This window comes from Pseudomonas sp. QC2 (assembly GCF_002859085.1).
GTDB classification, from domain to species: Bacteria; Pseudomonadota; Gammaproteobacteria; order Pseudomonadales; family Pseudomonadaceae; genus Aquipseudomonas; species Aquipseudomonas petroselini.
This window is the reverse complement of sequence record NZ_PKKS01000003.1, coordinates 185,293-196,595: the sequence shown is the minus strand read 5'-3', so window position 1 is coordinate 196,595 and position 11,303 is coordinate 185,293. Positions and strand designations below refer to the sequence as shown.

Annotated in this window: 5 protein-coding genes and 1 pseudogene; 4 read left to right on the top strand and 2 right to left on the bottom strand. The window is 64.2% G+C overall.

Annotation, left to right across the window (positions count from 1 at the left end):
* Positions 1 to 37: 37 nt before the first annotated feature.
* Positions 38 to 6,259, bottom strand: coding sequence for a non-ribosomal peptide synthetase (locus tag QCBJ_RS02420; protein ID WP_102060060.1), 6,222 nt, complete (start codon positions 6,257 to 6,259; stop codon positions 38 to 40).
* Between the two features lie 489 nt (positions 6,260 to 6,748).
* Between QCBJ_RS02420 and QCBJ_RS02415 the strand changes: the two genes are divergently transcribed.
* The 4 genes and pseudogenes from QCBJ_RS02415 to QCBJ_RS02400 all read left to right on the top strand — a co-directional run.
* A complete protein-coding gene (locus QCBJ_RS02415; protein WP_015884801.1) occupies positions 6,749 to 7,543 on the top strand; it encodes a helix-turn-helix transcriptional regulator in 795 nt (264 codons plus the stop codon).
* Positions 7,543 to 8,997, top strand: coding sequence for an AdeC/AdeK/OprM family multidrug efflux complex outer membrane factor (gene adeC / locus QCBJ_RS02410; RefSeq protein ID WP_305884147.1), 1,455 nt, complete (start codon positions 7,543 to 7,545; stop codon positions 8,995 to 8,997). The genes QCBJ_RS02415 and adeC overlap by 1 nt, the downstream gene beginning before the upstream one ends.
* A gap of 149 nt (positions 8,998 to 9,146) precedes the next feature.
* Positions 9,147 to 9,605, top strand: coding sequence for a transposase (locus tag QCBJ_RS02405; RefSeq protein ID WP_102060059.1), 459 nt, complete (start codon positions 9,147 to 9,149; stop codon positions 9,603 to 9,605).
* Between the two features lie 196 nt (positions 9,606 to 9,801).
* A pseudogene (locus QCBJ_RS02400) lies at positions 9,802 to 10,242 on the top strand (Sbal_3080 family lipoprotein); the annotation flags it as partial.
* A 10-nt stretch (positions 10,243 to 10,252) separates the two neighbouring features.
* Here the strand turns inward: QCBJ_RS02400 and QCBJ_RS02395 are convergent.
* Positions 10,253 to 11,185 (bottom strand): pyridoxamine 5'-phosphate oxidase family protein, encoded by a 933-nt coding sequence (locus tag QCBJ_RS02395; protein WP_102060057.1) that lies wholly within the window; start codon positions 11,183 to 11,185, stop codon positions 10,253 to 10,255.
* Between the last annotated feature and the right edge of the window lie 118 nt (positions 11,186 to 11,303).

Below are 11,303 nucleotides of genomic sequence, written 5' to 3'. Positions count from 1 at the left end.
ATGCTTCAGCCAGCGCCTTCAGGGCCCGCCCGCCACTTCAGATCCTGCGACGGCGATTGAGTTGAGGAATGGCGGTTTGCGGGATCTCCACACGCTTTACCTGCGTCAAGGTACACGCCGCCAGTTGCGCCAACGTCGGCTGGCTGAACACGCTCCGCGCATCCACCTCCAACCCGGCCTTGCGCATTCGCGCCACCAGGTTCACCGCCAGCAACGAATGCCCGCCCAGTTCAAAGAAATGGTCATGCCGCCCTACCCGCTCCAGCTTCAAGACCTCCGCCCAGATCCCGGCCATCACGGCCTCCACTTCCCCGATCGGTGCGGCATACGCTCGGCTCACCACCGCCTCCAACCCCGGCGCCGGCAATGCCTTGCGGTCGAGTTTGCCCGCAGGGTTGAGGGGCATTTCATCAAGCCGCACAAACGCCGCCGGCACCATGTACTCCGGCAATTGCTCCAGCACATGAGCGCGCAACGCTTCCAGGCTCGGCGCGTCGGCACGCACAGTGAAATACGCCACCAGCCGCTCTTCCCGAATCAACACCGCCACTTCGCGCAACGCCGGATGCGCCGCCAGCCGTGACTCGATTTCCCCCAGTTCCAGGCGCACGCCGCGCAGTTTGACCTGGAAGTCATTGCGCCCGAGAAACTCAAGATTGCCATCCGGCAGGTAACGCACCAGGTCGCCGGTGCGGTACAGCCGATCCCCTTGCACAAACGGGCTGTCGATAAAGCGCTCGGCGGTCATCTGCTCAAGCCCCAGATAACCACGGGCCACGCCGACGCCACCGATATGCAGCTGCCCGCTGACGCCCATCGGCACCGGCGAATCCTGCGCGTCGAGCACATACAGGCGGGTATTGTTGATCGCCCGGCCGATCGGCAATTGCAGCGCGGGCACCGGTGCGCCCGGTTCCAGCGTCCAGGCGCTGCTGTCGACCGTGGCCTCGGTGGGGCCGTAGACGTTATGCAGGCGCACCTTGGGCAGTCGCGCCTGCACGCCACGGGCCAGGGCTTCGGTGAGCTCGCCGCCGCCACACAATACGTCGGTGAGGCTGGTGCACAGGGCCGATTCTTCCAGTTCAAGGAACTGCTGCAACATCGCCGGCACGAACTTGATCACCGTGATCTGTTGCTCACGAATCACCTGCGCCAGGTAGGCAGGCTCGCGATGCCCATCGGGGCGTGCCAGTACCAGGCGCATACCATTGGCGAGCGGCCAGAACAGCTCCCACACCGAACCGTCGAAGCTGAACGGCGCCCGTTGCAACAGCGCACCGCCTTCAGCGTTGGGGCACAGTTGCGAGCCCCAGTGCAGCAGGTTGCCGAGGCCGCGATGCTCGATCATCACGCCTTTGGGCGTGCCGGTGGAGCCCGAGGTGTACATGACGTAGGCCAGGTTGGCGACGCTCAAACCCGGCACCAGCGGGTTGCCGATGGGCGCCTGGCGCCAGGCACAGTGATCGAAGTCGATCACCGGGATCGACACCTCGCCCGGCAAATCGCGCGTCGCGGCGTGTACCAGCAGCGCCACCGGTTGGCTGTCGTGAAGCATGTAGGCCAGACGCTCACGCGGGTAGCCGGGGTCCAGCGGCACATAGGCGCCGCCCGCCTTGAGGATGGCCAGCAGGCCCACCACCAGGTCCAGTCCGCGCTCGACGCACAGCGCCACGCGAGAGTCCGGTTGAACGCCACGTTCACGCAAGTGGAAGGCCAGCTGGTTGGCGCGTTCGTTGAGTTCGCGGTAGGTCAGTTGCAACGTGCCGGCCTGCACCGCCACGGCGTGGGGGATCTGCCGCGCATGGGCTTCGAACAGCGCCTGCACGGTGAGGGTGTCGGGGTAGTCGGTGGCCGTCATGTTGAAGTCCACCAGCAGGGTTTTCAGCTCACTGGCGGGCAGCACCTGCACCTCGCGCAATGGCCTTTGCGGCGTCTGCTCCAACGCGTCCACCAAGTTGACCAGTACGGTTTCGAGGTAATCCAAAAGGCGCCCGGCGCCCACGGTGCGTGGGGCCTTGGCCTTGATTCGGAAGCCGCTGGCGGTATCGTCCACGGTCAGCATCAGCGGGTAGCTGAGGACGTCTTCGCTGCTGAGCAAGGCGATGCCCGGCACCAGGGTCAGGTCGCGCTCGGCGTCGGTGTGCCGGTAATTGAGCAGGCTGTTGAACAACGGCGACGCGCTGCTGCAGCGTTGGGCCAGTGCAAGGGAGGCTTGTTCATGGGCGAGCAAGGCGCTGAGCTGGGTGTGGGTGTCCGTGAGGGCATCGGCCACCGTCCGCCCGGCCAGGCGCACCCGCAGCGGCAAGGTGTTGATGAACATGCCCAAGGCGCGGTCGGCGCCCTCACCGGCCTGCAAACGGCCGAGCAGCACGGTGCCGAACACCCCATCATCGCGGCCCGCGACACGGCTGAGCACCTGGGCCCAAGCCAGATGGAACAGGCTGGCGGCGCTCACGCCCAGCCCACGCGCCTGTGCCCGCACGCGCTGATGCAGACGCTCGCCCAGTGCGCGTTCGGCTTCGTCGGTTTGCGCCCGATCCGCCTGGCGCGCCTGTAGACCGAACGCCAGGGTCGGCTCGTCCACATCCCCCAACTGCTCACGGAAAAACGCTTCATGCCCTGCCTGTCGCGCCGGTGAACGGGCTTGCACCACCACATTGCGGTACGGCACCGACGCCGGCAGTTGCGCCTGTTGACCGAGCAAGTGGGCGCGGATTTCCTGCATCAACAGCGTGGTCGAGGTGGCATCGTTGACCAAGTGATGGAAGCGCAGCCGCGCGACCCAGCGTTGCTGCTGCGGCTCTTCGGCATAGTCCAGGGCCATCAGCGGCGCCTGGCGCAAATCCAGCGGTTCATGCCCCTCGCGCAGCGGTTCGACGCGCAACTGCGCCTGGCGCCAGACCACCTGCATCGGTTGCTCCAGGGCTTCCCACGCCAGGCTGGTGCGCAGGATGTCGTGGCGGTTGATCACCTGTTGCAAGGCCTGGGCAAACGCGTCCAATTGCTCACGTCGCGCAAAGCTGAACAGCGCCTGCTGCTGGTAGGGGTCGTGCTCATCGGTGAGGTGGTGGTACAGCAACCCTTCCTGCAACGGCGCCAGCGGATAGACCGCCTGCACATTGGCCGCGCCACCGGGGATGCCGGCGACGATCAGCGCCAGGCTGGCCTGATCCGGTTCGGCCAGGTCCGCCTCATCCACCTCGCTGTATTCACTGGCCGCCGCCAATGCCGCCAGGGTCGGCTGGCCGAACAACACCTGCACATCGGCGCGCAGCCCGACCTGGCGCATGCGTTGCACCAATTGCACCGCCAGTAAGGAATGCCCGCCGAGTTCGAAAAAGTGGTCGTGGCGGCCCACCTGATGCACGTGCAACAGCTCGGCCCACAGCTGCGCCAAGACGGTTTCCACGCCCGCGTGCGGGGCTTCATACCGGCGTGTGACGAAGGCGTCCTGGCTGGGTGCCGGCAACGCCTTGCGGTCGAGTTTGCCGTTGGCGGTCAGGGGCAACGCGTCCATTGGCTGGTAGGCGGCCGGTAACATGTAGTCGGGCAGCGACGCCTGCAGGTGGCTGCGTAAGGCCTCGATCGGCACGGCTTCACGCGGCACGAACCAGGCCAGCAATTGCCCTTCGCGCGACTGCACCACGGCCGCTTGGATATGCGGGTGGGCGGCCAGCGCGGATTCGATTTCGCCCAGCTCGACGCGCACGCCACGGATTTTCACCTGGTCGTCATTGCGCCCCAGGTATTCCAGGTTGCCGTCCGGCAGCCAGCGCGCCAGGTCACCGGTGCGGTACATCCGGCCCTGGGTGAACGGGTCATCCAGAAAGCGTTCGGCGCTGAGATCGGGGCGGTTCAGGTAGCCGCGCGCCACACCCTTGCCCCCTACGTACAACTCCCCTGCTACGCCGATGGGCACCGGGCGTTGCTGTTCGTCGAGCACGTACGCGGTGGCATTCGCGATCGGCGCGCCGATATGCAGCGGCTTGCCCACGTCCATGCGGCCGGAGGTGGCGACCACCGTGGCTTCGGTGGGGCCGTAGTTGTTGATCACGGCAAAGGACTGCGCCTGGGGGAAAGCGCGCAGACGGTCGCCACCGATCAGCAGGGTGCGCAGTGTTGGGTGTTGCAGGCCCTGGCTGAAGGCGTATTCGGCCACAGGCGTCGGCAGGAAGCACACGTCCAGCGGCTGCGCGCGCCACCAGCTGAGCAGCGCGTCGATGTCTTCGGCGCCGTCATGGGCGGGCGGCAGGCGCAGCGTGGCGCCCACACACAGTGCCGGCCAGACTTCCCAGGCCATCGCATCAAAACCAAACCCGGCGACACTGGCGGTGTGGCTGCCGGCGTGCAGGTCAAAGGCCCGGCAATGCCAGTCCACCAGGTTCGAGACAGTGTGGTGCTCGACCATCACGCCCTTGGGCAAGCCGGTGGAGCCTGAGGTGTAGATCACGTAGGCAAGGTGGGAGGGGCTGACCGCTACGCGGGGGTTGGTGCCCAAGTGAAAGGTCGGGCGGTCCAGTTGGAGCACAGGCACATCCAGCGCAGGCAGACGGTGCAGCAAGTCATGCTGGGTCAGTACCACCACCGGATCGCTGTCTTGCAGCAAGTAGTTCAGGCGTTCGGCCGGATGGGCCGGGTCGACCGGCACGTAGCAGGCGCCGGATTTGAGAATCGCCAGCAACCCCACCAGCGTGTCCAGCCCGCGCCGCGCCAGGATCACCACGCGGTCGTCCGGCTGTACGCCACGCTCCAGCAGTTGATGGGCCAGGGCGTTGGCCTGCTGGTTGAGTTGGGCGTAGCTCAGCTGCCGGCCCTGGTAAACCGCCGCCACCGCGTCCGGCGTGCGCGCGGCCTGGCCTTCGATGCGCGCGTGCAGGGTCTGCGGCTGCGTACCGGGCTGGGCGGTGGCGTTCCACTGGTGCAACCGGGCCTGTTCGGCGGGCGTCACCACCGAGAAATCACTGAGCTTCAACGCAGGGTCTTCCAGCCCTTGCTCCAGCAGCCAGGTAAAGCGTTGCGCCAGGGCGAGCACTTCGTCGTGCTCGAAGTACGCCTCGTTGTACACGCAATGCAGGCACGCGGTGTCCTGGTAGCGGTTGCTGCGCAAGTGGATCGCCAGCGGCAGCGGCTCATGGTGGTTGGAGACTTTGACCGCACGCGCCTCGGTGGTGCCGTAGCGCAGCGCATGGTCGTCCTGCTCGTAAGACACCGACAGGTCGAACAACTGGCCGCGATCGCTGCGGCGCACGCCCAACTCACGGTTCATCTCACTCAGGGGAAAACGCTGGTGGCGGAAATCCTGCTTGAGCTGGTCGCGCACGCCACGCACCACGGCACTGAACGGCAACTGCTCATCGAACTGCAACCGTACTGCGCTGACCTGGGTGAACAGCCCGACGGTCGAACGGAACTGCGCATTGGAACGGTTGAGAATCGGCAGCCCCACCACCCACTCCTGGCGCTGGGCGGTGCGCGTGAAATACACATACATCGCCGCCAGCAGCACATGAAATGCCGACGCCTGGTAACGGTTGGCCACCTGCTCCATGCGGTTGAGCAGGGCCGCCGGAAACGCTTGCACCAGGGTGTTGCTGGACGCCTTGGCGGCGTGCCGCGGGGTCAGCAGCGGTTCCGGCAGCACTGGGTACTTGGCCAGCCAATAGGCGCGGTCGCGGGCATAGCGGGCCGAGGCACGGTAGCGCTCGTCCGCCTCGATAAAGTCGATATAGGACGGCGCCAGCGGCTCCGGCTGTTGGCCTTGCGCCAGGGCGGTGTACAGCCGCGCGAGGGATTGCAGCATTTGGCCGAAGCCCCAGCCGTCGAGAATCAGATGGTGGGCCTGGGTGCCGAGGCGGTAGTGATCGGCATCCAGCTTGACCAGCAAGAAGCGGAACAGTGGCGCGCCCTGCAGCGCGTACGGCAAGGCCATTTGCGCCTGCATCAGGGCGTGGCAGGCGGCGTGCGGGTCGGAGGCTGCACTCACGTCATGCAGCGTCAGGTCCACGGCCACCGTGGCGGCGAAGGTCTGCCGAGGCAGGCCGTTGGCGTCGCTGTGCAATTGCGTGCGCAACGCATCGTGCTTGGCCACCAGCAGCTCGATGGCACGCTGCATCAGGTTCGGGTCGACGGCGCCGGCAAAGTCCACATAACCGCCGATGTTGTACAGCGGTGAGTCACCTGCACGCAGTTGGTCGAGCCAGATGTCCTGTTGGGCGGCGGTAAGGGGGAAGCTGGCCGGCAGGCGGGAGGAATGCTTCATAAGATCCTTCTCATGGGGGTCAGGCACTGGCCGCGCAGGGAGGCCCATTACGACGAATGGGCCGGATTGGAGCATGGGGCCCCGGGGCTGTCTGTCACCCTAAACCCGGACATCCAAACGCACGGAACGGGCTTGGCTGAGGGTTCATTGCTGAAACGATTAAAGAGATGTAGGAGATTGGCTATATCTGGCCGATGTCAGGTTGGATAGAGGTTTTTAAAAAATAATTATTTTCAATATTTATCAAACAGTTAAATAAATCTAAAGGCATCTCCTGATTTTTCGTGGCCGGAATCATCGCTCAGAAACGTCGAATTAATGACGTTGTTTTTATGGCACGTTGTGTCCCTCGTTTCCGCTACATACGTAGGACGAATCCCCTGGCTAAATACAATTTCGAATACCGACTCTGGTGGGTGAGCAACGGATCGCCCCCGCAGAGGCTCAGAGAATCTGTTGACGGTTTTCGACATCAAGGATGAGATGGCTATGAGTTTGATCAGCACTACCGCCAACACGCAAAGCCCGAATTTTTATGCAGAAATGGGCGAACTGATTGCCAACAGCGGTCACCCGGACTTCGCCGCGCACATGCTGCACCTGGTGGACAAATGGGTACCGATCCACCTGGTGGATCTCAGCGAATGGACCCTCGACGAGCTGCGCGACCGCGTGCTCGATATCAAGCTGCTGGGCAGCGCCGGCCAGAAGCAGGACCTGCCACCGCCCCTGGCCCTGAACTCCATGGACGATCACCCGCTGCTGCGGGAAATGCTCGGCATGCACGACCCGCTGCTGATCCAACTGAAGGCCAAGGCCAAGAGTGCATACCCTCGCGGCACCTCGCACCAGTGCAACCTGGTGTCGCGCCAGGGCAACCGGCGCTGTGTGATTTCGTTCTACCGGCCGCCAAACCACCGCGGGTTTTCCCTGCCCGAGCTGTCGTTTCTCAAATGCCTGTCGGACACCCTGCTGCCGCTGATGGAGTGCCACGCCCAAAGCCTGCGCCAGGCACCGCACCCCGAGACCGAAGCGGCCCATACCCTGCTGGAGCAATCCCAATTGCAGCGTGAGTTCTACAAGCGCCTGTCCCTGGGCGACATCACCCTGTCGGCACGCGAGCAAGAGGTGTGCCTCGGCCTGCTGACCGGCGGTACCGTGCCGCAGATGGCGGAAAAACTCAGTGTGAAGAACAGCTCCATCGAAACCTACCTCAAGCGCGCCGCCGCCAAGCTGGGCGTGAGTGGCCGGCATGGCCTGGCCAAATGGATGGTGGGGGCCTGATGCGCACATTGAGCACTTTGGCGATGGCATCGATGCTCAGCGGTTGCTCGCTGATCCCGGACTACCAGCGGCCGCAAGCGCCGGTGCCTGTGCAGTATCCGCAGCAGGGTGTGTATGCACAGGCGCAGGCCGGCAGCGCTGACTGGCAACAGCTGTTCCACGACCCGGCGCTGCAGCAGCTGATTCGCGATGCCTTGGTCAACAACCGCGACCTGCGGGTGGCGGCGCTGAACGTCGAGGCGTTCCAGGCGCAGTACCGTATCCAGCGTGCGGATCTTTTCCCCGCCGTGTCCGCCACCGGGGCCGGCCAGCGTCGGCGTTTGCCCGGCGATGTGAATGGCACGGGCAAGCCGGCCATCACCTCCAGCTACTCCGCGACCCTGGGTATCAGTGCCTACGAACTGGATTTTTTTGGCCGCGTGCGCAGCCTCAGCGAGCAGGCCATGCTCACCTACCTGGGCACCGAGGAGGCCCGGCGCAGCGCGCAACTGAGCCTGGTGGCGAACGTCGCGAATGCCTACCTGACCTGGCGCGCCGACCAGGAATTGCTGGCCCTCGCCCAGCAAACCCTGGTGGCCAACGACCACAGCCTGCGCCTCACCAGCCGCAGTAAAACCGCGGGCAAAGCCTCGGCTCTGGACGTGGTCCAAGCCCGTACCAGCGTCGAAAGCACCCGCGCCAGCGTGGCCCGCTACGAGCGCCAAGTGGCCCAGGACCTCAACAACCTGGTCCTGCTGGTGGGCGGCCCGGTGGACGAACAACTGCCCGCGCGCCCACTCGCGGCTGACTGGGTGGCGCGCGTACCGGCGGGCCTGCCCTCCGACCTGCTGCAACGCCGCCCGGATATCCTCCAGGCCGAATACCAACTGCGCGCCGCCAACGCCAATATCGGCGCCGCACGCGCGGCGTTTTTCCCTTCGGTGAGCCTCACCGCGAATGCCGGCAGCGCCAGCACCGAACTGTCGGGACTGTTCAAGGGAGGCTCGGGCAGCTGGACGTTCCAACCGCAGATCAACCTGCCGATCTTCAATGCCGGCAGCCTGCGCGCAAGCCTCGACTATGCCAAGTTGCAAAAAGACATCAGCGTGGCGCAATACGAAAAATCCATCCAGACCGCTTTCCAGGAAGTCGCCGACGGCCTGGCGGCGCGGCAGACCTTTATCGACCAGTTGGACGCGCAGCGGGATTTCGTCGCGGCCAACCAGCAGTATTACAACCTGGCCGAACACCGCTACCGCAGCGGCGTCGACAGCAACCTCACCTTCCTGGATGCGCAACGTGCGTTGTTCAGCTCGCAGCAGGCATTGATCGTGGACCGCCTGGCGCAGTTGGTGGCGGAGGTGAATTTGTATACGGCGCTGGGGGGCGCGTGGGGGGATGGCATGCCTGCGCCCATGGCGAGCGCGCGGGGTGACGAAGCCGCCCCAATCGGACCACTGCGGCGTATCAGGTGAATGTACAGGGGGGGGTTTGGGGCTGCTGCGCAGCCCAGCGCGGGGCAAGCCCGCTCACTAAAAACATATTCGGTAACCAAGTGGTAGAGGGTCGCGGTGGAATACGCGCTAGCGTTAATACGCTTAGGGACTCTTTCAGGAACAACGGATTGCGCCCAAAGCCTCAAACCCATCGACTGCGTCACGGCCGTTATTCGGAACGCGGACGAAGTTATCTCATCACCATCGTCGTCCACCACCGCCAGCGTTTATTCACCGACCTGTTCCTTGGCCGCCTGCTGGTTGCCGAATTCCGCCAAGTTCATGAACCGGGTTTGGTTGACTCTATGGCCTGGGTAATCATGCCTGACCACATTCATTGGCTGTTTGAGTTGAAACAACAGACGTTGGCCTACGTCATTCGGCGTATCAAGTCACGCAGTACGCTGACGACCAACAGGCGTCGCGCAAGCAAGGAGCGTGTCTGGCAGCCAGGCTATTACGACAGGGCTGTGCGTGTAGAGGATGATATACGTACGATGGCGCGCTATATCGTCGCCAATCCGCTGCGAGCCGGCTTGGTCAAACGGGTGGGGGATTATTCGTTATGGGATGCTGCCCGGCTCTGACTGTACTGCACAGGATCGTGTAGTGAGCGGGCTTGCCCCGCGCCGGGTGGCGAAGCCGCCCCAACCGGACCACTGCGGCGTGTCAGGTGAATTTACAGGGACGGGTTTTGGGGCGGCTTCGCCACCCAGCGCGGGGCAAGCCCGCTCACTACAAGATAGGCTATCATTGGGCCACCACTTGGACATGGAGGTCGTGATGCGCCTGATATCAGCTACTGGTTTTACACTTGCCTGCATTGGCCTCTGCGGCTGCAGCATCAAACAAACCGTCACCCCGGTTGCCTTCTCCGCCGCCCAGGCCCCTGAGATTTGCATGATCCCCGCCGAAGGCCTGCGCGCAGGATTTAATACGACTTACACCGCGCAACTGCGCAGCAAAGGGTTTCAGACCCGGGAGTTGCGACCCGGCAGTCCACCGGCCAGCTGTGCACTGTCGACCACGTACATCGGCCAATGGAGCTGGGACTTGGCGCTGTACATGAGCTATGCCGATATCCAGGTATTTGAAAACGGCCGGCAGGTGGGCAAGGCGTTGTACGACTCGACCTCGGGGGGTGCCCGGATGGGCAAGTTTATCGATGCACAGAGCAAGATCATCGAGATGACCAACCAGCTGTTCCCGAATGCCTCCTACGGTCCGAGCCAGGCTACCACTGCCCCATCGCCAGACTGAACGGCGAAAACTCCGCGAACTGCCACCGCAACGCCAGCGCCGCCGGGCGCCGCACCACGTGTTCCACGCTCACCGTCCACAAGCGCTGGGCGCCGGCGAACAGGGCCACTTGCGGGCCGTCCAGGATCAGCGCGGTGCGCCCGGCCACGTGCAGCACGTCCCCCGATTCAAAATCGATGAACAGCAACCCCGCCACCGGGTTCACCTGCAGGTTGCCCAGGGTGTTGAAGAACAGGTTGCCGGCGAAGTCGGGAATGGTCAGCAGGTTGCCTTCAACCCGCACAAAACCCGTGTTGCCACCCCGATGAGAAACGTCCACCGAGCGTTGGCCGTCGACCTCGACGTAGCTGGCGACGAAGAAGGTGTCGGCGTTGCGGATTGTCGTTTGAGCGGCGTCATCCAGGCTGTCGGCACGCTCGACGAGCGTGCCGGGTTTGCGGGCGACGGCGTCGACGGGCCGCAGCTGGATGTACTTGGGGCAGTTGCCGAAGCTCTGCACCACATCAATCGAAAAGCCCTCGTGATCGAGCGCGCCGATCCGTCCGTTCAGGCGGTTGCGGCGGCGAGTGTTGAGGTCGATGCCCAGCAGGCCGACGGATACGCCGTCTCGCAGTGCGCTGCGGGCCGGGTCACCGGCCGACGGCAGACTGTCGATCTGCAAGGTCTGTGGGTCCGGCGAGTGGGCAAAGCCTGGGGCGCCTTCAATCATGGTCGCCCAGGGAATGCCGCGTTCATCCACCACGCCCAACATCAGGTACGGCAACAAGGGGTAAAAATCCCGATGCTGCCCAGGCAGGTGATCGCGAATCACTTTGGGCCCGACCACGGCCATGCGGTCGGCCACGCCAACAGTCTCTTGCAGGTGACGCTCACCGGCATGCCAGGGCGTTTGTTCGATCGGGTTCATGGCGAGTACCTCATGTGGGATAGACCGATGTTGCGCCCTGCCAGCCGTGGCGGCAGTTCGTAGCCTAGCAAAACACGACGTAACTGCCAGATACGCTAGCTTCCTGTGGCGAGCGAGC

Coding starts and splice junctions, on each gene's coding strand:
- QCBJ_RS02420 (WP_102060060.1), bottom strand. CDS start 6,259: ATGAAGCATTCCTCCCGCCTGCCGGCCAGCTTCCCCCTTACCGCCGCC.
- QCBJ_RS02395 (WP_102060057.1), bottom strand. CDS start 11,185: ATGAACCCGATCGAACAAACGCCCTGGCATGCCGGTGAGCGTCACCTG.
- adeC (WP_305884147.1), top strand. CDS start 7,543: ATGCGCACATTGAGCACTTTGGCGATGGCATCGATGCTCAGCGGTTGC.
- QCBJ_RS02415 (WP_015884801.1), top strand. CDS start 6,749: ATGAGTTTGATCAGCACTACCGCCAACACGCAAAGCCCGAATTTTTAT.